This window comes from Kitasatospora sp. NPDC004615 (genome assembly GCF_042873545.1).
Taxonomy (GTDB): domain Bacteria; phylum Actinomycetota; class Actinomycetes; order Streptomycetales; family Streptomycetaceae; genus Kitasatospora.
The window spans coordinates 486,012-508,909 of the sequence record NZ_JBIALQ010000002.1; the positions used below are offsets into that span (position 1 = coordinate 486,012).

The following is a 22,898-nucleotide window of genomic DNA, read 5'->3' on the forward strand; positions in this document are numbered from 1 at the left end:
TGAGCCAAGTGCGCGCCCTGACAGGAGCGATCGTGAGCGCAAGTCAGCCAGAGTCATCCGAACAACCACAGACGGTGCCGGAGGTACGCCCACCCAGGGCCACGAGGGTTGACGTCAAGAACTTCCGTCTTCTGCGGGACGTCAGCATCGTCTTCGACCAGGACGTCACGGTCTGTGTAGGCCGTAACAACACCGGCAAGACGTCACTGGCGGAGGTTCTGAGCAGGTTCCTCCGCCCCGGCGACATCAGACTCCGTGTTGAGGACTTCTCCACAGAGGCCTACTCGGAGTTCTCCCAGGCATACAAGACGTTCACCACTGGAGACGAGGAAGCGGCGCGGAAGCTGCTACCGGAGATCTCGCTGACCGTCTTCATCAGCTACGACAAGGAGACCACCGAGTACGGCTCTCTCGGCTCGCTCATCGTCGACCTCGACCCGGACTGCACCGAAGTGGTTGTGACTGTTCGCTACGCGCTGAAGCCCGGTGCAATGAAAGAGTTCTTCCGTGACGGACCGGACGACTTGGCGGAGGGTTGGGGCGATTCATTCTTCCTCTCCCTGATAGGGCCTCGAATCCCTCACCTCTTCGAGCGGTCCGCCATGGCCGTGGACCCAGCCGATCCAACAAACTTCCGCCACGTTTCGATGAGCGAGGTTGCCAAAGCAATCAAGGTCGATTTCGTCAAGGCGCAACGCGGCCTCGACGACGAAACGGAGCGACCCAAGGAGCCAATCGGAAAGGTCTTCGAATCGCTTTTCATTGGCGCATCGAAGGCAGACGATAACTCTCCCCTCAGGGACTTCGCTGATGAAGCGGAAGCCGCCTTGGGGGAGATCTTTTCTAACCTGGACGGAAAAATCCAGGACATGTACGACAAGGTGGCGCCCACCGTCTCCGACTTCGGATATCCCGGCCTGGGGAACCGAAACTTCTCCACACGGACCACTCTCGATACGAAACGCCTTCTAGCGAACTTCACGAGCATCAGGTACCCCGGATCAGCCGGAATCGAACTACCCGAGTCGTACAGTGGCCTGGGGTCTCGAAATCTCCTCCTCATCCTGCTCACGCTGTTCAGCTACTATCGGGATTACGCAGCCCAACGCAACCAGTCCTGCATTCACTTGATCTTCATTGAGGAACCCGAAGCCCACCTGCACCCCCAGATGCAGGAGATCTTCATTCACCAGCTCGGGGTCTTCAAGAAGAACTTCCCCGCCACGGACCAGAAGCCGAATTCCTGGAACGCGCAATTCCTCGTAACTACTCACTCCGCTCATATCGCCAACAGGGTAGGGTTTTCCGCGGTTCGATACTTCCGACTGGATGAGCACAGCGAGCCGGATGGCGCCACGAGCTCACAGGTTCTGAACCTTGCCGATGCCCCGGGAGTGAGCAAGGAGTTCCTGCACAAGTACCTGACCTTGACGAGGGCCGACCTCTTCTTCGCCGACAAGGCCATCCTGATCGAGGGAACGAGCGAACGCCTCTTCATTCCCGCCGCAATCGCGAAGCTCGACCAGGCCGGCGGGGAAGGGGGAGGGAGCCTGGCGAGCCAGTACGTCACCGTCATGGAGGTCGGCGGCGCTTACGCCCACCTCTTCTACCCGTTCCTGGACTTCTTGGGACTTCCGACGCTCGTCATCACCGACCTCGACGCGGTGAAGCCCGACTCCTCCAAAAAGCTCAAAAGCTGCTGCGTGACCGAGGGAACCACAACCTCGAACGAGGGGATCAAAAAGTGGTTCAACAACGAGGAAATCACCCTCACCGAACTGGAAAAGTTCGCCGCTGAAGAGATGCCCGTGATCGAGAGGCGCGGGCTCGCCTACCAGGTGTCGGAAATTCCCGGCGACGCATGCGGGCGAACATTCGAGGATGCGTTCATCCTGGCCAACCCTGAAATCTTCAACCTGGAAGGTTTCGCAACCAAGAGCATCGCGGAGCAGGAGCAGCAGGCCAGAGACTTGGCGAAGGGGCAGAAGAAAAGCAACTTCGCCCTCCGCTTTGCTGTCATGGAGGAGAATTGGAATACCCCGCTCTACATCAGGCGCGGTCTCGAATGGCTGCTTCGCCAGACACCTACGCCAGCCAAGACGAACATGCCGGAGCCCAACGCCGAACACAGTGAAACACCGCCAGAAAGCCAGGTGGCAGTTAGATGAAGACCTCAACCTTCCAAGGCGATACCACTGCGGACCAAGAAAGCCAGAATGCGCTGCGGGAGATCCTCGCTTCCCTGGGAAGTCGCCGCAACTTCAAATTGGAGGCTGGCGCCGGTGCAGGCAAGACCCACTCGCTCATCGACACGCTTCGGCACATTCTGGAAAACCGTTCGGAATACTTGCCGCGAGATGACCAACAGGTAGCATGCGTCACCTATACCAACGTCGCCCGCGATGAGATCATAAGCCGCACCGACGCCAGTCCCCATGTCTTCGCTGGGACGATCCACGGTTTTCTGTGGGAAATTATTTCCGGTTTTCAAAAAACACTCGCACAAGAGGTCAGCACGCTTCCCAGTTGGGGTCGCCTGCTGGCCGAAGAAGGCCCCATAGATGACTTCTCGGTCAGCTATGATCTGGGCTTTCGCCGTATCAGGGACGGCGTTGTCCGACTCCATCACGACGATGTCCCGGCGCTCGCCATCAGGCTCTTCGAGCGGAAGAAATTCCGGTCGCTTGTCGCCGATAGGTTTCCCATCATCTTCATCGACGAATATCAGGACACTCCCGCCGGCTTGGCAGAAGCCATGATCGGCAATACCGCGCCACAGTCCACCGGGTCAACATACGGATTCTTCGGGGACCACTGGCAGCAGATCTACGATCGAACCTGCGGAACGATAGACCACCTTCCAGTGACCGCGATCGACAAACGAGCGAACTGGCGCTCCAGCCCGGCCGTCGTGAGTCTGCTTAACCACATGCGGCCTGAGCTTCCCCAAGCTCCGGTACCTGCTCGCAAGACCGGCTCTGTCGTGGTCTATCACACGAATTCCTGGGCCGGCCCCAGGGAGTCACGTTCGAAGAAGGGACAGATCCCCGACATAACCCTGAAGGAAACTCTTCGCCTCGTCACAGAGGACGCCCGGCTGCGAAATCCGATCCCCCGAGATGAACCACTTAAGACTCTCATGCTCACCCATTCATCGATCGCTGGCGAGCTAGGATTCGGCAAAATAAATGAAGTTTTCCGGTACAATGACGACTACGTCCGCAAACAGGACGAGGTCGTAGCGTTCCTGCTGGAGGCTCTGGAGCCAGCCTGCGAGTACTTTCGCAATAAGCGGTACGGCCTGATGTTCGACACTCTGAAGCGCTCTCGCCCTCGCATGAAACACCGCGGCGACAAAACCGGCTGGGCAGATCTTTTCCATCGACTCGACGAGGCCCGCAACAGCGGCACGGTCGGAGATGTCCTGGACATCGTGCTGCAGCAGAGCTACTTCTCCCCTCCTCGGGCCGTTCACGACCGTCAGCGGAAGTTGGCGGAAGCGCTGAGCGTTCTGGAGCCCGGACAGGTACTATCAGAGCCGCGGCAGATCGTCGAGTACGGAAATCTCCGAGAAGTCCATTATCGCCAGATAATAGCTCTCCGCGAGTACGTGGAAGAAAAGACACCATTCTCCACTCAGCATGGTGTCAAGGGCGCGGAATACCCATCCGTACTGGCTGTGTTCGGCGGCTGGTCCCTGTACAACTTCCCGAAGATGCTGGCTGACTTCTCTCGCCGTCACTTGCTCGACGATGAGGATCGCAAGAGGTTCGAGCGGTCGCGAAACCTCTTCTACGTCGCATGCTCGCGCGCTCAAGAGAACCTCGCCCTGCTCTTCACCACTGAGCTCCCCGAGGAAGCTCTGAAGATCATGGAGGAATGGGTCGGTCCACTCAACATCGTTGCGGTCGACTACTCCCCTGACGGCACTCCTAGGATCTGCCGTCCGGGCGATGCCAGTCCAGGCCCCGCCCGATGAAAGCCTTCTTCCCGAAGCGGGAATGCCGCCGGCCAACAGGTGACGGGAACCACAGCCCCGGACTGCGTCTCCGGGAACCGAGCCCGCCCGGAGGGCGAGCACGAGCTTGACGCCTACAGTGATGGCTGCTTTCCCAGGTACCCGCTCTCCTCCGCGCGCAGAGCCTTCCGTCTGTCGCAACCGACCGTGCCGGTGGTGCCGTCGGGTTTGGCGACCGCAATGCGTGCGGGACAGGCCCAGACAAAGTAGCGCTGGGCCGGGTGGTTGGTCGTGTGCGGGGCCCTTGCGGGGCGCTGCTTGGACGGAATCGTGTACTTGCGCAGCTCAGCCTGGTCTCCGTGGTCGGGGCAGGCGGGCGGGTGGAGCAAGAGCTCAGCATTCTCGTGGTCGAGGATGTGGCGGGCGAAGCGGAGTCCCCGAAACGGGACCATGATCTCGCGCCGGCCTTGCCCGCCGGGCGCGTGGGACAAGGTGTTGAGGCTGCCGAGGAAGCATAGCTGCTCGTCGATCACCAGGATCTTCTGATGCATGTCCTTGATCTCCACCACCGTGTCGGCCACCGCCTTGAGTTCCGGCAGTCGGCGGGCAGCGTCGGCCGCAGTATCCGGTTTCGCCAGCTGGCCTTGCAGCAGGCTGTCGCTCTCGTTGGTGACGAAGAGGTGGATCCGCACACCGCGGCGGCGCGCGTCGTGAAGGCGCGGGAGCACCTCCCACATGCGCTTGGTGTACCAGGGGGACCAGAGCCAGATGCTGTGGCGGGCCCGGTCGATGGCATCGAGGGCGTCGGGGTAGTAGGTGTCCTCGTCATGGATGGCGGTGTACCGGACGTGGCCTTCGAAGGCCCGCCAGATCTCCTGCTGCAACGGGTTCAGCCCCGGCGAATCAGCAGTTGGCAGGCCGAGGAGATGATCGGAACGGACTCCGCGCACCAGTGCCTCGGGCTCCGCTCTCGCCATGTCCCGCAACTGGGCCAGGACCGTCCCGTTCGCCGCTCTGGCGACCGCGTCCCAGGCCGCGAGTACATAGACACGCTGGCGGGCGCGCGTCGCACCCACGTTGAAGAGCCTGGCCCCGTCCCTGGGGTACGACCGCAGGTCCTTGAAATCGCCGACAGCAGCCCATCCCGCAAGCACACCGTCCTCCACCAGATCCAGGATGACCACGTCGAACTCCCGGCCCTGAAACCGGTGCGCGGTGCCCACCTCCACCTCGGGGGTTCGGAAGAGGTGGCCCTGGTCGTGGAGCCAGTCGTGCGTCACCTGGGCCTGCAGTTTGTATGGCGTGACGATGCCGACGCTCTCGCCCTCGTCGTGGTGACGCTCGGCCAGCGCGGTGGCCAGCAGGCTGCCAGCCACCCACCAGCGGCCCTTCTCGCCCGGTACCCGCCTTGCGGAAGCGATTCCGTCGTCTTCCTCGCCGAGCCCGTCGGTCGTGACCAGGACAATCTCCGGGTCGAGGGCCCGGTCCCGCACCGGGCGGGCCGACTTGAGCATGCCGCCGTAGACAATCCGGTTGACCAGGTCGGTGGTGTCGGGTCCGAACCGGTGCGTGGTGAGCAGCGCCGCGCAGCCGGGGTGCGCCAGCGCGTCGGCGGGTGTGCGGATGCCCACCAGCTCGAAACAGTCCGTACGAATCCACCGCTCCAGGTCCGGCCGCTTCGGCACTCGCTTGGGCATGACCGGGCCGAGCTGGCAGAAATCACCGAACAGGACGACGGTCTCCTGGGCCTTGGCAACCGCGACGATCAGTTCGGGCAGCAGCGCGGCCCCGGCCTCGTCGACCAGGACGACGTCATAAGGCCCTTCAGCCACGGTCCGGTTGAGCCGCAGCCGGGCGAGTGTGGTGGCCACCACACTCGCCCCGCGGATCAGCTCGGGCTCGGCTTGGGAGCGTCGGCGTGCCAGCTCGCGTACGAGCCGCTCGTGTTCGCGCTCCAACTCACCTTGCCTGGCCAGCAGTCCAGCGCAAGAAGCCCGCAGTCCCCGAAGCCGGACAGCCAACTGAGGAAGGCCGGCGTTGTCAGAGGTGGCCACCAGATCGACGTCCCCAGGCTGAGGATGGTAGTCCTGCTGGGCCGCACGCAGCCGGTGTCCGGCGGTCTGCGCCGTCTGCTGGGCGAGGGCGAGGTCCTGGTCCACCTTGGCCTGGTCGGCAGCGGTCGAATCGATCAGCGCCAGTTGTAGGCGCAGCGCGGTGTCATCGACGGGATGGGCCGCCGCCCGTGCCTGAGCGATGTACCGACGCAGCACGTCATGGTGGGCGGAGTAGGTCTCGGCGGCCTGGGCAACTTGCTGTTGGAGGGCAACCCGGCGCCCGGTCTGCTCAGCTCGTTCGCGCTGGATCTCGCCACGCCGCCGCCTGGTCCACAGACGGCTCCGCCCGTCGAGTTCGCGTTCCTCCGTGTCCAGAGCGGCCAGAGCGGCCTCGGCGTCGAGCAGGGCTGCCCTCAACTGCTGCTGACTCTGCTCGCCCTTCCCGATCTCGGCCCGCCACTGCGCCACCTGCTCCAGCAGGGACCGCTGAGGTGCCCAACTTTCCCAGCGCCCCCGCGCCTCCCGGTGCTCGATGGCAGCCTGCTCGCTCCGGGCCCTGGCGTCGTCCTCGCCCGCTTCGCCCGCTTCCAGTTCGGTCGCGAGGCGCTCCACCAGGCGGCCGTGGGCAAGGCGCTCCTTGGCTTGCTCGTACGTGCCGGGATCGAATCCGGCGAGTCGGGCCTCCGTCTCGCGCAGTTCGGTCAGTGTCGGTTCGCTCATTAGGGCGGTGAGTTGCTCGGCGACGCCTTCCACCGCCTGCTCGGCCTCCGCTACCTTCGCCCGTACCAGCAGGGGCAGCGATACCCTCGAGTCCTCAGCCACGTGGCGGAGCGCGGGAGAGCCGACCCGAACCATCAGACCGGGTTGCAGCGAAGAGCGCTCCTTGAGTACCCCCTCCAGTGCGTTGTCCACCGCCACATTGGTGCCGGAGACCAGCAGGACCCGCTTGCCCCGCAAGGCCAGGTCACTCAGCGCCCTGGTCAGCACGGTCGTCTTCCCGGTACCGGGCGGCCCCCAGACCAACCGCAGGCCCGGCGAGGTACAGGCAAGATACGCCTGCGCCTGGCCGCCCTTCAGAACACCACCGCAGGCCGAGGCATCCGATGGTGCGACCGCGTCGATCCGGCCGCCGACCAGTCGCTCCGTGAGTCCGTTGACCGGCAGGGTCGCCAATGCCTCGCGCAGCGAGCGAATCAGGAAGTCGGGCGGTCGTCGCACCGCCCACAGCGACATTCCGCTCCGGGGTGCATGGGTCGCCACCTGGAGTCGCACCCGCTCCGACTCGACCCGCCAGCCGAGGACGGTGAACGACCGACCTTGCCGATCATCGGGGCCGGCCCCCGTCGCCAACCGCATGTCCTGAAGATCATCAGGGTCGATCCGGCTCGCATAAGTGGGCAACCCATACCAGCCGTCCTCCAGGTAGTGCACGTCTCCGACCCGCGTGTGCCTGGGAGACTCCGCACGACCGCCCTTGCGGCTCTCACCGGCCAGCACCTCGTCCACTGCCTGGACCAGCTGCTCCATCCACTGCGCCAACGTTCCCCCACCTGGCCCACCTGGATACAACAACACCATGTCCGACAACTATCCCATGTCGATCACTCCCTGTATGCAGTTGTTATACAACTCGCCACGCGCCAGCACGCCGACCGGCGGGCCTCTGGGAGACCTCGCATCAAGACCTTGCGGCTCCCAGCCCTGGGAACCGTGGCTGTCTGGTGCGGTCAGCTCTTCAGTAGCGGCTGATTGAAATCAGCGAGAGTTAGGCACCTCCCGAGACCCATCAGGGCAGGTCAGTGGCTAGGCGCAGGGCACCTCACACGGCCTACCTGGTCGGGTAGCTGCAGAACCGATGCTCGTGCCCGCTTGCCTGAGTAGCGACCTCAAGCAATAATCATTGATGCAAGGTCCCATGCATTCGATTGAGAGTGCCCAGGGGATCTTGCCCTCGTAGGCCCCCGGTTCTCCCGGGGGTTTCTGCGTTCCCGGGCCTGGCAGCCTGAGAGTCAGGCCCTCAACGGGCCTCTACATCTCCCCACACAAACCCTTCCAGCTCGGGATCCCCCATCCATCGCGTGCTGAGGCGCTTGTAGGAGCGCGACATGGGGCCAACGGGACTGAGCTTCGGCCACAGTGTCGCATCAGCCAGGGCGAGATGGTGAAACGCCGCATAGGCCACCATGTCAGCAGCCTGTATGAGCTGGCTGTAGGCGCTGTCCTGCATAACCGGGTCTTCCAGCACCCGCCGCGACGCTAGGGGAAGCCCGCGGTGGGTGTCCCGGTACGGCGCTGCACTGCGTACGGCCTGCCTCCATGCCTCGGCCGCAGCCTCACCAGAAAGCCTGTCGCTGTCTTCCGGGCCTGGGTTTCCGTCAAGGACGATCAACACGTGGGTGTCGCGCTCGGCCGCCCACCGTTCTATGTGTTCGACGAAGCATCGATAGACAGCTGTGTGGACCTTCGTACGGCATGCAACCGTGGTCACAACCAACTGCTCGCACCGCGCCAGGCGCTGAAGCATCATCTCGTGTGCCCTGATCCGGGCAGGTTTGCCGAACTGCTTCTCCTGTTCGGCTGTGCTGCAGAAGGTGCCCCGGCCTTTGACCAGCTTGACCGCATGAAGCTCTGCATTCTTCGGCACCCCCCAGGTCCTCTCGACCTCACGGCGGCCCTCCAGCCAGCAGTGAAGAAGATCGTTCCAGCCAGTGGCGGGAATCAGCAGACCCGTCATGGTCCGAACATCGCCGGTCCCCGAGTCATCGACGTAGCAGAGATACACGGGATGGAATAGTACGCGCCTGCTTCTGCTCGACCCGCCGCCCAACGCTCCACCTGCTCGGCCACAGGCCCTGTGACAACAGGCAATCACCAACTTCGATGACGCCCGCGCCACCGGCCTGAGCTCGGAACCCGACAGCTGTCACCTGCCAAGACCGGCCGAAGCAGGTGCGAAAGATCGGTGCAGGTCAGACGCCTACATCTTCCAGCTGATACCGAAGAGGAAGACACGCCGAGCCGATCACCATCCAACCAGGTCGGTGGACTCCGATTCTGCCCCGAGCCCTGCCGATCTCCCGACCGGCCAGTGTGGTGCGCACCGCAATCTCGCGCCCCTCCTCGACACCAACGGCAGTGGAGGTGTCACCCTCCAAGTGCTGACAGACGCCGGTGCACTGCTCGGGCGTCCCCTCAGGTGAGGCAGTCAATTGGTCTCCGACCCAGGCGTCCACGTCCTGCCCAAGTCACTCATCATGCGCATCCGTGCCGACACTCTCCGGAAACCAGGTCAGGACTACCTGGTTGTACGAAGTCACTGGCACCAACGACAAGCCGCATACCCGACAGACAGCAGAACGGGCACACCCCGCCGCTCCGCCTCCTCGAACGCCTCCGGCCCCCAGGGCCACCAGTCGACAGGGTTGTCGGCGTGCTGCAGCAGATACGGCGAGGTCGCGCCCGCGAGACGGTTCGGCATGTGCCCATCCTGACGCATCGGGAGTGGTGCCGGGGGCCGTGACTCACGGCTCGGGGGTGGGGTGGGTCGGCTCGCCGGGGTTGGTGCGGCGCCAGGTGAGGATCCAGGTGGCGGTGAGGAGTGCGCCGAGGCCGGCCAGGGCCATGGCCCAGCCGGTGCCGGTGAAGGCGCCGATGGTGCCGAAGAAGGCGGGGCCCAGTCCTTGGAGGGTCATGTTGCCGGAGCCCAGCAGGCCGAAGGCCTGGCCTTGGCCCTGTTCGGGGAGGGCGGCGAGGAACTCGCGTTGCAGGCCGAGGCCGTAGGCGAAGCCGCTGCCCGAGAGCAGGAGCAGGGCGGCGGAGAGCGGGCGGCCCGGGTCGGCGGCGAAGCCGGCCAGGGGCAGGCCCATGAGGGCGATGAGGGGCACCACCATGCGTTCGCGGGTGGCGGGCCGCAGCCGGCGTCCGACGAGGAGGTCACCCAGCAGCATGCCGACCGGCAGGGCGGCCATCAGGACCGCGTAGGAGCCGGACGGGAAGCCGTGGCTGCCCGCGTAGGCGATGATCAGGCCCTCCGCTCCGGTGACGAACGCGGTCGGGAGCCACTGGGCGAACAGCAGCCGCCGGACCGGGCGGTGGCGCAGCAGCGCGCCGGTGCCGCGCAGGCTCGTGCGCATGGCGCCGCCGCCGCCCGCTTCGGGTTCCGCCGCGAGCCGTGGCAGCCGCAGCCGGACGGCGGCCGCGCAGAGCAGGTGCATGACGGCCCCGACCGCGAGTGCCGCGCGCGGGCCGACGGCCGCGACGGCGGCGCCGCCGAGGGTCAGCCCGAAGAGCTGGGCGCCGCTGGAGGCCATGCTGTTGAGCGAGCGGCCCAGCACGTACGCGTCGCCGCTCAGCCAGCGGGCGACGAGCCGTGCGGAGGCGCCGCCGAACGCCGGGGTCGCGAGGGCGAGCACCGCGACGACGGCGAGGCCCGCCGCGACGGGCATCCGCACCAGGGCGAGCAGGGCCGCCGCCGTGCCCTCCAGCAGGTAGCCGCCGGCGATCAGTGCCCGGGGCGGGAACCGGTCGGCGAGGGAGCCGAACAGCAGCGAGCCGAGGAGTTGCGGCAGGAAGCCCGCGCCGAAGGCCAGCGCGCTGAGCAGCGCGGAGCCGGTGCCGGAGTAGACCAGTGCCGAGAAGGTGGTGATGCGCAGCGAGTCGGCGGTGATGCCGATGGTGCGGGTCAGAAAGAGCAGCCGGAATCGGGGCTCGGCGAGCACCTGGCCGTAGGTGGTTCGCGGCGCCGGGGCCGGCAGCGGCGGGGATGTGGTGGTCATGCCCGGCAGCCTGGTGCGGGCCGTGCGGGCGTGCGAGAGATTCGCCCGGGGACGTAAGGTCTGGCGGCGTGCTCCGCTTCACCGCCACCACCGAGGACCTGCTGCACAGCCGGTTCGCGCTCTCCCCGGCCTTCGAGCTCTGCGGACTGCTGCGCCGGTTGAGCGGCCGGGACGCGGCGCTGCCGGCCGACTGGGCGGCGCGCCTCGCCCCGGGCTTCGCGCGGCTGCGCGGCGAGACGCATCTGGACGCCGTGCTGGCGCTTCAGGTCAGCAGGGCGGGCGCCAACTTCGTCGCCCCGCCGCCGCGTGGGCTCGCCCAGAGCTGGGCCGACGATCTCGCGGCGATCCGGTCCACGCCGGTCGCGGTGGCCCGCGCCGAGATCGACGCCGTGCTGCGCGGGCGGGCGGGCGGTGACCTGGGTGTCCGTGATCCGCGGGTGCGCGAACTGCTGGAGTCCGACGGCGTGGTGGAGACGGTCGCCGACGCGCTGGACCGCGCCTGGCACGAACTGCTCGCCCCGGACTGGCCGCAGCTGCGGGCGGTCTGCGAACGCGATGTCGTGCACCGGGTCGGGGTGATCGGCGAGCGCGGCTGGAAGGAGGCGGTCGAGGGCCTGCAGAACGGGCTGGCCTGGCAGGGACAGCACCTTGCGGTGCCGCTGCGCCGCGTGTACGAGGACGTGAGCCTCGCCGGGCAGGGGCTGCTGCTGGTGCCCTCGGTGATGGTGTGGCCCGGTGTCGCGGCCTTCCACGAGGAGCCGTGGCCGAGGGCCCTGATCTACCGGGCGCGCGGCACCGCCTCCCTGTGGGAGCGGGCGGCGCCCGATCCGGCGGCGCTGGCGGCGCTGCTCGGGCGCTCCCGGGCGCGGCTGCTGGTGGAGCTGGGCGCACCGGCCAGCACCAGTCAGCTGGCCCGCAGCCTCGTGATGGCCCCCGGCGCGGTCGGCGACCACCTGGCCGTGCTCCTCGCGAGCGGGCTGCTGGCGCGCACCCGGTCCGGCCGCTCGGTGCTCTACCGGCGTACGGCGCTCGGGGACGCGCTGGTCGGCGGCGCGGCGGGCCCGTGAGTCGTCTGGCAACGCTCCAGGTCAGGACCACCTGGTTGCGTCAAGTCATTGGCACCAGTGACAAACCGCATACCCGACCGACAGCAGAACGGGCACGCCGCTCCGCCGTCCTCGAAAGCCTCCGGCCCCCAGGGCCACCACTCCGCCGGATTGTCGGCATGCCGCAGCAGACACGGCAACGGCTTTCGGGTGGGTCCTGGGGGCTCGGCGACAGGTCAGCGGCTCCGGCGGTGCGGGGCGCGCGGCCGGGGCAGGAGGATCCCGGCAGCACCCGCCGGCTCGGCGGCGGGGTCGGCCGGGGCCGCGAAGCCCTTGACGGCCCGGTTCGGGGCCGGCGCGGCCCTGCGGGGCTTGGGCGCGGGCTCCGGCCGGCGGGCCAGCCTCCCGCTGATCATCGACGCCGCGCGGCTCACGGCGTCGGCCAGCGGGGGGATCAGCTTCGCGTCCAGGGCGGTCACCGCGACGGCGGCCACCACCTGGCCGGACGCCGAGTGCACCGGAGCCGCCACGCACGACAGCGAATCCACGCACTGCTCGTAGTCGAACGCGAGCCCCCGCTCCCGGACCCCGGCGACCTCGCGCGCCCAGGCGGCCTCCGTCCACCCCGCGGGCCGCTTCGGCACCGGGGCGGCCGCCGCCAGGACCAGTTCGGCCGCGCTGCCGGGCGGCAGGACGACTCCGGAGTACAGCGGGAAGACCTCGTCCACCTCGCCCCGCATGCCCCCGACGACGATGATCTGTCCCGCTTCGGGCACCGACAGGCTCAGGCTCACCCCGCCGCTGACCGCCGCGAGTTCCCGTAGCGGCTGGGCCGCTGCGGCGCGCAGCGCGCGCGCCGGATGCCAGGCCTGCCCGAGCCGGAACGTTCGCGGGCCCAGCCGGTAGCGGCCTTCGTGACTCTGCACCGCGCCCAGTGCGACCAGCTGCCCGAGCAGCCGGTGGGCGGTGGCCTTCGGCAGCGCGGCGTCGCTCGCCAGCCGGGTCAGCCCCACCTCGTCGGTGTGCGCGAGTACTTCCATGAGTGCGAACGCGCCGTCCAGCACGCCGCGCCCCTCGGCGCCGGATCTCGCCATGAGGGCCCCCCTCTCATGCCGGGCCGCCGATCGGACGGCCCCACAACTCCCCGTTCGGACCAGGTCAGTTGGGGTTTCGGTATGGGTTCCCTTCAGTCGCCGGTCCGTTGAACGGACCCGATCATTGCCCGCTCGCGATGATCGCGCCACTGTGTTTTTCATCCGGGAACGGAACGCCGGAGCTCCTGCGGAGCTCTGGCGGGCCGTCCACTCGCACCACACAAGGAGGCAGCTATGAGCTCCATCAAGACGAGCGCCAAGCAGTTCAAGTACGTCATGGGCGCGCTGACCGCCGTCTTCTTCGGCGCCTGCTCGGCCAGCTGACGTAGAACCCCGGGGGTGGGGGCGGCGAGCCGCCCCCACCCCTTCGTCCTGTTCGAGGTACGAGGGAGGCATCAGTGCTGGAGACCGCTGTCCGGCAGGTGCAGGTGGCCACGGCCATGGTGTTCGGCCGGCGGCTGAACGTACGGGCCGTGGAACGGCTGGTCGCCGACGCGCTCGTCACGCTGGAGGAGTTCGGCTCGCTCGGCGACGACGTCGACGAACTGGCCGACGGACCGTTCACCGATCCGGCCGAGCGCCGCGACCTGCAGAACCGGGCGCTCCAGCGCACCGTGCGCAGGCTCGCCAAACGCTCGCCCTTCTACCGGGAACGGCTCACCGGCGTGGACCCGGACGGGATCACCACCGAGACGCTCACCCGCATCCCGGTGACCCGCAAGGCCGACCTGCTCGCCCGCCCCGCCGACTTCCTGTGCAGCGACCCGTACCTGGTGACGCAGACCACCGGCACCACCGGCGCGCCGGTCCAGATCTGGCTCTCCCGCTACGAGATGGAGCTGTGGCCCGCCCTGATCGCGCTGTCCCTGGTGCTCCGCGGCGACCTCGGCCCCGGCGACCGGATGCAGATCAACCTCAGCTCGCGGGCGACCGCCGCCGTACAGGAGGACGTCGAGGTGTGCCGCCTCGCCAACGCCGCCTGTCACGTCGTCGGACAGATCCCGCCCGAGGAGTCCGTCGAGCACCTGCTCGGGCGCTCCGGCCCCCGGCCGACGGTGCTCACCGGGAACCCCAGCTACCTCGCCCGCATGGTGAGCGTCGCCCGCGAACGCGGATACGGGCCGCAGGACTTCGGGCTGCGCGCGGTCTACGCGGGAGGGGAGATGCTGTCGCGCAACCTGGCGGCCGCCTTCCGCGAGACCTTCGGCGCACGCACCGTCGGCGACTCCTTCGGCATGACCGAGCTGCTGCCCGTCAGCGGCCGCACCTGCACCCACCATCACCTGCACATCGACCCCAACATGGGGTACACGGAGGTCCCCGACCTGGAGACGGGCGAGCCCGCCGGGCCCGGCCGCCTCGGCGAGCTGACGGTCACCCCGTACTTCCCCTACCGGGAATGCATGCCCGTCCTGCGGTACAACACCGGTGACGTGGTCCGCACCCTGGACGGCGAGCCCACCTGCGAACTCGCCTCGGTCCCCGCGGTCTCCCACATCCTCGGCAAGGCCGGACAGCTCTACCGCACCGCCGACACCATCGTCACCCCGCGCGACATCGTCGAGGCGCTGGACGGCACCCCCGGCCTGCCGTGGCCGCTGCGCCACCGGGCCGAGATCACCGACCGGGGCCGGCTGCACGTGGAGGTCGTCTCCAAGGAACTCGGCGCGGCCGACGTGACGATGCGACTGCGGGCCGAGGGCATCGACGCCGACGTCACCGTCCTGCCGCTGGACGACGCGGAAGCGGCACTGCGCTTCCCGCTCCGCTGCGACCTGCTGGAGCACACCTTCACCCGGAGCCACGCATGACGGTCTTCTTCCAGCTCGCGGTCAGCTGCACCCTGGCGCTCGCGGTGTGCGTCGGCGCCGTCGGCTACTTCCGCACCGTCCGCACCCCCCGGCCGCCGATCGGGGTCTTCAACGGCGCCGACATCTTCATGATGATGGGCTTCGTCCTGGCGCTGCCGTACCTCTACCTGGCGCTGCCCGGCGCGGTCCTGCCGGCGGTACTCGCGCTGGCCTTCGCCGGCGGGCTGTCCGTCGGCTACCAGCCCGTCATCGGTGACGGACGGCTGCGCTGGGCGCTGATCGCCACGCTGATCGCGGCCGTGCTCGGCACCCACCTCGCCTTCGGCGACACCTCCGCGCCGTACTGGATCGCCAACAGCTGCGTCGTCGGCCTGGTCGTCGTCTCCGCCACCAACATCAACGTCCAGGGCGGGATGCGGCTGAAGAACGTCGCGTGGTTCCTGCTCGCACTCGCCGCCTACGACGCGTTCTTCGCCTGGGTCGTCCCACTGACCGAGGAACTGTCCGACGCGATCCAGGGCTACCCCTTCGCCCCCGCGGCCGGGCTCCGAATCGGGGAGAACCTCGGCTCCGTACTCGGCATGGGCGACCTGCTGGCCTACGCCCTCTTCACCACCGCCGCCTACAAGGCCTACGGCAAGGCGGGCCTGCGCACCGGAATCACGCTGGTCGTGCTCTTCGGCGCCGTGGCCCCGGTAGCCACCCTGCACCTCATCGACGCCGTCACCGGGCACCCCGCGGCCCTGATCCCGGCCCAGGTCTTCTTCGGCCCGGCAGCCTTCATCGGCCACCTCCTCCTCCGCCGCCGGGGCCCCGAACGCCGGATGGCCGAACTCACGTTCCGCCGCGACCGAATCGGAACCCCGGGCCGGCAGCCGGCCCGCAGGTCACCGGACCTGGCGGCCCCTGCCGCGGCCGGAAACGGGACGCGAGGGGCGGTTCAGCAATAGGTGACCTGGACGATGTAGCTCTGCTCGTGCCGAACGACCGTCAGGTACTCGAACATGCCCGGTATGCGCCGCGGATGATCTCGCTCACCGCCAAGGCGTGACCGCGGGACTCGGCCGGGTCCGTCGCCGCGTGCATCAGGTATTCGGCCCGGCGCAGCCTGGACGCGGTCTGCGGGTCACGCTCGATCTCGACCACGGCGGCCCAGCGCAGCAGGAAGCCGCGGAGGGGATCGAGGCTGTCCGACTCGACAGCCGGCGTGATCGCTTCCGTCTGCTCGGCCAGCATCTCGGGCAGCCGCTCCGGCGCGACCACGGCCAGGGCCGCCTTGAGCGCGGCGGCCGTCCGCTCCGGACGTGGGATCAACTCACCGATGGGAAATTCCGGCGGCGCGGCCACTTCTCCTCCGTACGCTCGGTCCGCCCCCCCCACGCTACCGCCCCGGCACTCCCCCACCGCTCCGCCTCCGGAAACGGCCTCCGGCCCCGGGGCCACCACTCCACCGGGTGTTCGGTGACGGGGTCCACCTGGTGGGGGGGCGTGTGCGGACATGCGGGGGCTCCTTGAGAACGCGTCCACGTCCGCGCCAGGCACCAACCCCGGGCGGAGCAGAGCTCTTCCGCCGATTAGAAGTCAGACCCTCTCGATACGCTGAGCGCACACGGCTGCTCGACCCGGCTCAGGAGGTACGGCATGTCGGCCGAGATGATCACCCCCGCCTGGATGCACCGTCAGATCACGGCATCGGAGTACGAGTCCTGGTCTGCCGAGCAGTGCAGCGGAATCGAGATCGTGGACGGGATGGTCGTCGTGAGCCCGAGTGCGTCGATTCGGCACAACCGGCTGGCCCGGGTCCTGGCGAACGCGCTGGACGCCGCGGGCGGGGCGGAGTGGAACGCGGACACGGACTTCGACGTCCGTCTGCAGGACGTGCCGCTGAACAACCGGCGCCCGGACGTGGTGGTGTACCGGGCGGACGCCATCGATGTGGTGCCGATCAGGCCGGAGCATGTGCTGCTGGTGGTCGAGGTGGTGTCGCCGGGGTCGGAGACCACGGACCGGGTGGTGAAGGTCGACCAGTACGCGCGGGCCGGGATCGGGTTCTACTGGCGGGTCGAGCAGGCCGCGACGGGGCTGCCGCTGGTGTACACGCACGTGCGCGACCCGGCGAGCGGCAACTATCGCGACGGGCCGGTGTTCACCGGGGAGGTGCGGGTCGCGGCGCCGTTCGCCGTGGAGGTGGATCTCACCCCGTGAGGGTCACTCGTCCTTGGGGTCGGGCTGCTCGGTGAAGTCGATCTTCTTGAAGCGCTCGTTCATGGACTTCAGGAGGAACCAGGTGGCGATGCCGAGGACGGCGAAGACGACGAAGCCGAGGAGGCCGGGGGTGACCTTGGTTTCGTCGAGGGCGAGGTCGGCGGCGAGCTGGGTGACGTTCACGGGGGTGCTCATTCATCCATGGTGACCCGGCCCTACGCGGGCCGGGTCACCGGGGGGTGGGTCGTACGGGTTACTTCCGGAGGCCGGCGAAGAGGTCGGTCTCGGGGAGGTCGGTGTCGATCAGGGACTTCGCGAGTTCGTAGTCCTCGGTGGGCCAGACGTCGCGCTGGATGTCGATCGGGACGCGGAACCAGGGGCCGTCCGGGTCGATCTGAGTGGCGTGGGCGATCAGGGCCTTGTCGCGGATCTCGAAGTACTCTCCGCAGTCGACCCGGGTGGTGATCTCCCGCTCGGCGCGGCCGGACTTCTCCCAGCCTTCGATCCACTCGCCGTAGGGCGAGTCGTGGCCGTTCTCGGTGAGGTAGGCGTGCAGGGCGCGGATCCGGCCCATCGGGAAGCCGTGGTTGTAGTAGAGCTTGAGGGGCTGCCAGGGCTCGCCGGCCTCGGGGTAGGCCTCGGGGTCCCCGGCGGCTTCGAAGGCCGCCATGGTGATCTTGTGGGTCATGATGTGGTCGGGGTGCGGGTAGCCGCCGTTCTCGTCGTACGTGGTGATCACGTGCGGGCGGAACTCGCGGATCAGCTTGACCAGGGTGCCGGCCGCCACGTCCACGTCCTCGAGGGCGAAGCAGCCCTCGGGCAGCGGGGGCAGCGGGTCGCCCTCGGGCAGGCCGGAGTCGACGTAGCCGAGCCAGGCCTGCTGGACGCCGAGGATCTCCCGGGCGGCGTCCATCTCCTTGCGGCGCACTTCGTGAATGTTCTCCTCGACCCACGGGTCGCCCTGCAGCTTGGGGTTGAGGATCGACCCCCGCTCGCCCCCGGTGCAGGTGGCGACGAGGACCTCCACCCCCTGGGCCACGTACATCGCCATGGTGGCGGCGCCCTTGCTGGACTCGTCGTCCGGGTGCGCGTGTACCGCCATCAACCGCAACTGCTCGCTCAACGCCTGGGTCCCTTCCAGGTAACAAAAAATGTCCGCTTCGTCGGGCCGGCTCCCCCGCCGCCTCTGGCGCGGACGTGCCCCTCCTATAGTGACGGACTGGAGGGCGCGTCCATTCCCGCGGACGGCCGAGCGTTCCTCCGCGAAAGGACCGAGCCGCGCCATGGACCAGAGCCCTACGCCCCAGCAGCCCCTCGCGCCCCCGGTGGGCCGCTACAGCCGGTCCGACGACCGGACGACCGACCGCCGGCTGCGGATCGCCGGTGTCGTGTTCGGGGTGCTGCTGGTGGGCCTGATCGCCTGGCTCGGCACGTCCTACCTGCTGCGCGAGACGAAGCTGAACGGTACGGTGCCGACCTTCCAGCCGGTGTCCGACAGCGAGCTCCAGTTGCAGCTGTCGGTGCGCAAGAGCGAGGGCACCTCCGGCGTGTGCACGGTCCGCACGCAGGGCGCGGACGGCGCGGTGGTCGGCCAGTCGGACTTCCAGATCCCGGCCGAGGGCACCAGCTACGACAAGGTCGTGACGCTGCGGACCACCTCCCGGGGCTCCACCGCAGAGCTGCTCGGCTGCACGCCCAACAAGTAGCGGCCCGCGCCCGAATAGGCGCTGGAAGGCGCCGGAAGGCGCCGGAAGACGCCCGGAGCCGCCGGGAAGGGTGAGCGAACACTCTTTGCTCCGCTCACCCTTTCGAGCGCATAGTCGAAGGTGCGGGACGGCCTCGCCCCCCGCAGCCCTTCCCGCCTGTACGGGGAACTTGTTAGGCTCGTGATTTCGCCCCTTCCCTGCCGAATGGCACGGAAGCGGGCGTTGCTTTGCATCTGCCCAGAAAATCGCCCACTGCTGCCGAACCACCCTCGCAGCAGCGCCAGCACGACGAGGAGCACCCTGTGACCCAGACCAACGACGACGTGACCTGGCTCACTCAGGACCACTACAGCAAGCTGAAGGCCGAGCTTGACCACCTGACCGGGCCCTGGCGCATCGAGATCGCGAAGAAGATCGAGGCCGCCCGCGAGGAGGGCGACCTCAAGGAGAACGCCGGCTACCACGCGGCCAAGGACGAGCAGGGCAAGACCGAGGCGCGCATCCGTCAGCTGTCCCAGCTGCTGGAGCGGGCGAAGGTCGGCGAGGCTCCGGCCGACTCCGGTGTGGTGGCGCCGGGCATGCTGGTGACGGTGGCCTTCGACGGCGACCTGGACGACACCATGGAGTTCCTGCTGGCCTCCCGCGAGGTCACCGACGGCGACATCGACGTGTACTCGCCGCAGTCCCCGCTGGGCCGCGCCATCACCGGCAAGTCGGTCGGCGAGGACGCCGTGTACGAGCTGCCGAACGGCAAGAAGGCCGGCGTGAAGATCGTCGACGCCAAGCCGTTCTCCGGCTGAGCCTCCCGCAGCACGACGACGGACGGCCGCTCCCCCGGGGGGGGGGGGCGGCCGTCCGGTCGTTCACCAGCAGGAAGCTCAGCCTGCGGCGCGGCGGTACTTGCGCACCGACAGCCAGGAGAACAGCGCCATGATGATCAGCGACCAGCCGATCGACACCAGCACGGCGTGCTGCATCGGCCAGGCGTCGGGCGTCGGGCCGAGCTGGTTGCCGAACAGGCTGCGGCAGGCCTGCACGGTGGCGGAGAACGGGTTCCAGTAGGCGATCGGCTGCAGCCAGCCGGGCATCGAGCTGACCGGCACGAAGGCGTTGGAGATGAAGGTCAGCGGGAACAGCCAGATCAGGCCGGCCGAGGTGGCGGCCTCGGGGCTGCGCACCGACAGGCCGATCAGCGCGCCGATCCAGGAGAACGCGTAGCCGAGCAGCAGCAGCAGGCCGAACGCGGCGAGCGCCTTCAGGATGCCGTCGTGGATCCGCCAGCCGACCAGCAGCGCGACCAGGGCGAGCACCACCACCGTGAACGCGGTCTGCACCAGGTCGGCGAGGGTGCGGCCGGTGAGCACCGCCGCACGCGACATCGGCAGCGAGCGGAACCGGTCGACCAGGCCCTTGGTCATGTCCTCCGCAATACCGGCCGAGGCACCGGCCACCGCGAAGGTGACGGTCTGCGCGAAGATGCCCGCCATCAGGTACTCGATGTACACCTCGTGGCTGGGCTGGGCGCCGGGGATGGCGATCGCGCCGCCCATCACGTACGAGAACAGCAGCACGAACATCACCGGCTGCATGAGACCGAAGACCACGATTTCGGGAATTCGGGTCATTCGCCGCAAATTGCGCTTCGCGACCACCCAGGAGTCGTGCAGGGTGGCGGAGACGCCGCGGCGGGGGGCTACGGGGACGGGGCCGATCGCCGCATCCGGCAGTGCGGTGGTCATCTCAGGCGTCCTTCCCGTGGCCGCGACGGCCCTTCTTCGCCGGCTGCTCGCCCTCGTCGGCACCGCCGTCGCCCTCGGTGACGTGGCCGGTGAGGGAGAGGAAGACGTCGTCGAGGGTGGGGCGGCGCAGGCCGATGTCGTCGATTTCGATGGAGCGGGCGTCCAGTTCGCGGATGGCGTCGGCGAGGACCTTGGCGCCGCCGCTGACCGGGACGGTGATCCGGCGGGTGTTCTTCTCCACCGCCGGATCGCCCTTCGCGAACGGGGTGAGCGCGGCGACCGCCTCGGGGATCAGGTCGGAGCGGTGCACGACGACCTCGATGCGCTCGCCGCCGATCTGGGCCTTCAGCTCGTCGGCGGTGCCGCGGGCGATCACCTTGCCGTGGTCGACCACCGCGATGTCGTGGGCGAGGCGGTCGGCCTCCTCCAGGTACTGGGTGGTGAGCAGCAGCGTGGTGCCCTGCTCCACCAGGGTCTCGATGACCTCCCAGAGCGCGAGCCGGTTGCGCGGGTCGAGGCCGGTGGTGGGCTCGTCCAGGAACATCACCGGCGGGCGGACCACCAGCGCGGCGGCCAGGTCGAGGCGGCGGCGCATGCCGCCGGAGTAGGTCTTGGCGGTGCGGTCCATCGCCTCGGTGAGGTTGAACCACTCCAGCAGCTCCACCGCCCGCTTCTTCGCGTCGCGGGCGCTCATCTGGTAGAGCTCGCCGACCATCTGGAGGTTCTCGCGGCCGGTGAGGTACTCGTCCACGGCGGCGTATTGGCCGGACAGGCCGATCAGGCTGCGCACCTGGTTGGGGTGCTTGAGGACGTCGACGCCGGCCACGGTGGCCCGCCCGGAGTCCGGTTGGAGCAGGGTGGTCAGAACGCGCACGGCGGTGGTCTTGCCGGCGCCGTTGGGGCCGAGCAGTCCGAGCACGGTGCCTTCGGGGACGTCCAGACTGACGCCGTCGAGGGCGCGTACGTCACCGAAGGTCTTGACCAGGTTCTCGGCTTCGATGGCTGACGCCATGGTCCTGCCTCATCTCCCTGAAGTCGGGGTCCTGAAGTCGGAGGTGTGGAGTCGGTGGACGAGCCCGTTTTGGGCGCAGATCACCCACTCTGTTACCTGAGCGCGCCAACGGCAAGCTCGCGATACATCGCAAGATGCTGCCACTCGCGATATATCGCGTCAACCCGAACAGGTGATCCGCATCTCGGCGCCGGGGCTCGGCGCCGCGCCCGGTGCCTCGCCGTCAGTGCGAGACCACGTAGCCGTCCTCGCGCAGCTCCCCGATCACCGCCGCGCAGTGCTCCGGGCCCTTGGTCTCCAGGTGCAGGTCCACCTCGACCTCGGTCAGGCCCAGCTGCGGGTCGATCCGCACGTGCGCAACGTCCAGCACGTTGGCGTCCACCCGGGTCAGCACGCCCAGCAGGTCCGCCAGCGCGCCCGGCTTGTCGGCCAGCCGGACCCGCAGCGACAGGTAGCGGCCCGCCGCGGCCAGGCCGTGCCGCAGCACCCGCTGCATCAGCTGCGGGTCGATGTTGCCGCCGGACAGCACGCCGACCACCGGGCCCTCGAACCGGCCCGGCTCGCCCAGCAGCGCGGCGATCGGCGCCGCCCCGGCGGGCTCGACCACCAGCTTGAGCCGCTCCAGGCCGATCAGCAGCGCCCGGGACAGCTCGTCCTCGGAGACCGTCCGCACCCCGTCCGCGAGCGAGTTGATCACCTCGAACGGGATGTCGCCCGGGCGGCCGACCATGATCCCGTCGGCCATGGTGGAGAACCGCTCCAGCGAGACCGGGCGGCCCGCGGCCAGCGACAACGGGTACGCCGCCGCGGTGGCCGCCTGCACGCCGATCACCCGGACGTCCGGGCGCAGCGCCTTGATCGCGATCGCCACGCCGGCCAGCAGCCCGCCGCCGCCGGTGCCGACCAGCACGGTGCGCACCTCGGGGCACTGCTCCAGGATCTCCAGGCCGACGGTGGCCTGACCGGTGATCACGTCCCAGTGGTCGAAGGGGTGGATGAACACCGCGCCGGTGGCGTCGGCGTACTCGCGCGCCGCCTGCAGCGCCTGGTCGACGTTGGCGCCGTGCAGCCGCACCTCGGCGCCGTACTCGCGGGTGGCGGCGACCTTCGGCAGCGGCGCGGCGAGCGGCATGAAGACGGTGGAGCGCACACCGAGCAGCGCGGCGGCCAGCGCCACGCCCTGCGCGTGGTTGCCCGCACTGGCGGCGACCACGCCGCCGGCCCGCTCCACCGGCAGCAGGCCGGCGATCCGCAGGTACGCGCCGCGCAGCTTGAACGAGCCGGTGCGCTGGAGGTTCTCGCACTTCAGGTGGACGGGCGTACCGGCCAGCCCGGACAGGTGGCGGCTGCTCTGCATCGGGGTGACCCTGGCCACCCCGGCGAGCATCTTCTGTGCGCCGCGGACGTCGTCGAGTGTGATCGGCCAGTTCTGCATGAAGATCAGCCTAGGCCGAGGCGGTTCCGATGCCCGCCGGGCGCGCGTACGCTGCTGGGCACG

At 68.5% G+C, this 22,898-nt stretch carries 18 protein-coding genes and 2 pseudogenes; 8 read left to right on the forward strand and 12 right to left on the reverse strand.

Annotation, left to right across the window (positions count from 1 at the left end; genetic code table 11):
* The first annotated feature begins 32 nt into the window (after positions 1 to 32).
* Together ACFYS8_RS09055 and ACFYS8_RS09060 are read left to right on the forward strand one after the other, a co-directional pair.
* Positions 33 to 2,168 (forward strand): ATP-dependent endonuclease, encoded by a 2,136-nt coding sequence (locus ACFYS8_RS09055; RefSeq protein ID WP_387637887.1) that lies wholly within the window; start codon positions 33 to 35, stop codon positions 2,166 to 2,168.
* Positions 2,165 to 3,979, forward strand: a complete 1,815-nt coding sequence (locus ACFYS8_RS09060; RefSeq protein ID WP_387637889.1) for a UvrD-helicase domain-containing protein — start codon at positions 2,165 to 2,167, stop codon at positions 3,977 to 3,979. Before ACFYS8_RS09055 ends, ACFYS8_RS09060 begins: the two co-directional genes overlap by 4 nt.
* Before the next feature lie 113 nt (positions 3,980 to 4,092).
* Here the strand turns inward: ACFYS8_RS09060 and ACFYS8_RS09065 are convergent, their stop codons facing one another.
* From ACFYS8_RS09065 to ACFYS8_RS09080, 4 genes and pseudogenes are all read right to left on the reverse strand, one after another.
* Positions 4,093 to 7,539 carry an AAA domain-containing protein gene (locus ACFYS8_RS09065; protein WP_387637891.1) on the reverse strand — a complete coding sequence of 1,149 codons (3,447 nt, stop codon included), beginning with the start codon at positions 7,537 to 7,539 and terminating at the stop codon, positions 4,093 to 4,095.
* A gap of 490 nt (positions 7,540 to 8,029) precedes the next feature.
* Entirely contained in the window at positions 8,030 to 8,794 is a 765-nt protein-coding gene (locus tag ACFYS8_RS09070; protein ID WP_387637893.1) for a DUF3800 domain-containing protein, read from the reverse strand.
* 537 nt (positions 8,795 to 9,331) lie between these two features.
* A pseudogene (locus ACFYS8_RS09075) lies at positions 9,332 to 9,490 on the reverse strand (DUF255 domain-containing protein); the annotation flags it as partial.
* A gap of 43 nt (positions 9,491 to 9,533) precedes the next feature.
* Positions 9,534 to 10,787, reverse strand: coding sequence for an MFS transporter (locus ACFYS8_RS09080; protein WP_387637895.1), 1,254 nt, complete (start codon positions 10,785 to 10,787; stop codon positions 9,534 to 9,536).
* Between the two features lie 68 nt (positions 10,788 to 10,855).
* On the opposite strand from ACFYS8_RS09080, the gene ACFYS8_RS09085 reads away from it, so the two are divergent.
* Positions 10,856 to 11,854: an ArsR/SmtB family transcription factor gene (locus tag ACFYS8_RS09085; RefSeq protein ID WP_387637898.1), complete on the forward strand. Its 999-nt coding sequence runs from the start codon at positions 10,856 to 10,858 to the stop codon at positions 11,852 to 11,854.
* A 51-nt stretch (positions 11,855 to 11,905) separates the two neighbouring features.
* Here the strand turns inward: ACFYS8_RS09085 and ACFYS8_RS09090 are convergent.
* Positions 11,906 to 12,033, reverse strand: a pseudogene (locus tag ACFYS8_RS09090) (DUF255 domain-containing protein); the annotation flags it as partial.
* Positions 12,034 to 12,069: 36 nt separating this feature from the next.
* A complete protein-coding gene (locus ACFYS8_RS09095; protein ID WP_387637900.1) occupies positions 12,070 to 12,927 on the reverse strand; it encodes a helix-turn-helix domain-containing protein in 858 nt (285 codons plus the stop codon).
* A gap of 398 nt (positions 12,928 to 13,325) precedes the next feature.
* Here ACFYS8_RS09095 and ACFYS8_RS09100 point away from each other — a divergent pair, with 398 nt between their 5' ends.
* Both ACFYS8_RS09100 and ACFYS8_RS09105 read left to right on the forward strand, forming a co-directional pair.
* Complete coding sequence (locus ACFYS8_RS09100) at positions 13,326 to 14,738, forward strand: phenylacetate--CoA ligase family protein (RefSeq protein ID WP_387637903.1); 1,413 nt, start codon at positions 13,326 to 13,328, stop codon at positions 14,736 to 14,738.
* Entirely contained in the window at positions 14,735 to 15,688 is a 954-nt protein-coding gene (locus ACFYS8_RS09105; RefSeq protein WP_387637906.1) for a hypothetical protein, read from the forward strand. Before ACFYS8_RS09100 ends, ACFYS8_RS09105 begins: the two co-directional genes overlap by 4 nt.
* Positions 15,689 to 15,728: 40 nt before the next feature.
* Here the strand turns inward: ACFYS8_RS09105 and ACFYS8_RS09110 are convergent, their stop codons facing one another.
* The gene (locus ACFYS8_RS09110) at positions 15,729 to 16,085 is read right to left on the reverse strand and encodes a hypothetical protein (RefSeq protein ID WP_387637909.1); all 357 of its coding nucleotides are present in this window, start codon (positions 16,083 to 16,085) and stop codon (positions 15,729 to 15,731) included.
* Between the two features lie 294 nt (positions 16,086 to 16,379).
* Between ACFYS8_RS09110 and ACFYS8_RS09115 the strand changes: the two genes are divergently transcribed.
* Positions 16,380 to 16,943: a Uma2 family endonuclease gene (locus ACFYS8_RS09115; protein WP_387637911.1), complete on the forward strand. Its 564-nt coding sequence runs from the start codon at positions 16,380 to 16,382 to the stop codon at positions 16,941 to 16,943.
* Positions 16,944 to 16,946: 3 nt separating this feature from the next.
* On the opposite strand, the gene ACFYS8_RS09120 is transcribed toward ACFYS8_RS09115, so the two are convergent.
* Both ACFYS8_RS09120 and mca read right to left on the reverse strand, forming a co-directional pair.
* Entirely contained in the window at positions 16,947 to 17,138 is a 192-nt protein-coding gene (locus ACFYS8_RS09120) for a hypothetical protein (protein WP_387637913.1), read from the reverse strand.
* A gap of 58 nt (positions 17,139 to 17,196) precedes the next feature.
* Positions 17,197 to 18,066, reverse strand: a complete 870-nt coding sequence (gene mca / locus ACFYS8_RS09125) for a mycothiol conjugate amidase Mca (RefSeq protein WP_387637915.1) — start codon at positions 18,064 to 18,066, stop codon at positions 17,197 to 17,199.
* A gap of 160 nt (positions 18,067 to 18,226) precedes the next feature.
* On the opposite strand from mca, the gene ACFYS8_RS09130 reads away from it, so the two are divergent.
* Both ACFYS8_RS09130 and greA read left to right on the forward strand, forming a co-directional pair.
* Positions 18,227 to 18,649, forward strand: a complete 423-nt coding sequence (locus tag ACFYS8_RS09130) for a DUF4307 domain-containing protein (protein WP_387637918.1) — start codon at positions 18,227 to 18,229, stop codon at positions 18,647 to 18,649.
* A 302-nt stretch (positions 18,650 to 18,951) separates the two neighbouring features.
* Positions 18,952 to 19,449: a transcription elongation factor GreA gene (gene greA / locus ACFYS8_RS09135; RefSeq protein ID WP_387637920.1), complete on the forward strand. Its 498-nt coding sequence runs from the start codon at positions 18,952 to 18,954 to the stop codon at positions 19,447 to 19,449.
* Between the two features lie 78 nt (positions 19,450 to 19,527).
* Here greA and ACFYS8_RS09140 read toward each other — a convergent pair whose 3' ends face one another.
* From ACFYS8_RS09140 to ilvA, 3 genes are all read right to left on the reverse strand, one after another.
* Positions 19,528 to 20,388: an ABC transporter permease gene (locus ACFYS8_RS09140; RefSeq protein ID WP_387637923.1), complete on the reverse strand. Its 861-nt coding sequence runs from the start codon at positions 20,386 to 20,388 to the stop codon at positions 19,528 to 19,530.
* A gap of 1 nt (position 20,389) precedes the next feature.
* The gene (locus ACFYS8_RS09145) at positions 20,390 to 21,400 is read right to left on the reverse strand and encodes an ATP-binding cassette domain-containing protein (RefSeq protein WP_387637925.1); all 1,011 of its coding nucleotides are present in this window, start codon (positions 21,398 to 21,400) and stop codon (positions 20,390 to 20,392) included.
* Positions 21,401 to 21,623: 223 nt separating this feature from the next.
* Complete coding sequence (gene ilvA, locus ACFYS8_RS09150) at positions 21,624 to 22,835, reverse strand: threonine ammonia-lyase (RefSeq protein WP_387637928.1); 1,212 nt, start codon at positions 22,833 to 22,835, stop codon at positions 21,624 to 21,626.
* Between the last annotated feature and the right edge of the window lie 63 nt (positions 22,836 to 22,898).

Coding starts and splice junctions, on each gene's coding strand:
- ACFYS8_RS09105 (WP_387637906.1), top strand. CDS start 14,735: ATGACGGTCTTCTTCCAGCTCGCGGTCAGCTGCACCCTGGCGCTCGCG.
- ilvA (WP_387637928.1), bottom strand. CDS start 22,835: ATGCAGAACTGGCCGATCACACTCGACGACGTCCGCGGCGCACAGAAG.
- ACFYS8_RS09095 (WP_387637900.1), bottom strand. CDS start 12,927: ATGGCGAGATCCGGCGCCGAGGGGCGCGGCGTGCTGGACGGCGCGTTC.
- ACFYS8_RS09065 (WP_387637891.1), bottom strand. CDS start 7,539: ATGGAGCAGCTGGTCCAGGCAGTGGACGAGGTGCTGGCCGGTGAGAGC.
- ACFYS8_RS09115 (WP_387637911.1), top strand. CDS start 16,380: ATGTCGGCCGAGATGATCACCCCCGCCTGGATGCACCGTCAGATCACG.
- ACFYS8_RS09130 (WP_387637918.1), top strand. CDS start 18,227: ATGGACCAGAGCCCTACGCCCCAGCAGCCCCTCGCGCCCCCGGTGGGC.
- ACFYS8_RS09080 (WP_387637895.1), bottom strand. CDS start 10,787: ATGACCACCACATCCCCGCCGCTGCCGGCCCCGGCGCCGCGAACCACC.
- ACFYS8_RS09060 (WP_387637889.1), top strand. CDS start 2,165: ATGAAGACCTCAACCTTCCAAGGCGATACCACTGCGGACCAAGAAAGC.
- ACFYS8_RS09120 (WP_387637913.1), bottom strand. CDS start 17,138: ATGAGCACCCCCGTGAACGTCACCCAGCTCGCCGCCGACCTCGCCCTC.
- ACFYS8_RS09140 (WP_387637923.1), bottom strand. CDS start 20,388: ATGACCACCGCACTGCCGGATGCGGCGATCGGCCCCGTCCCCGTAGCC.
- ACFYS8_RS09145 (WP_387637925.1), bottom strand. CDS start 21,400: ATGGCGTCAGCCATCGAAGCCGAGAACCTGGTCAAGACCTTCGGTGAC.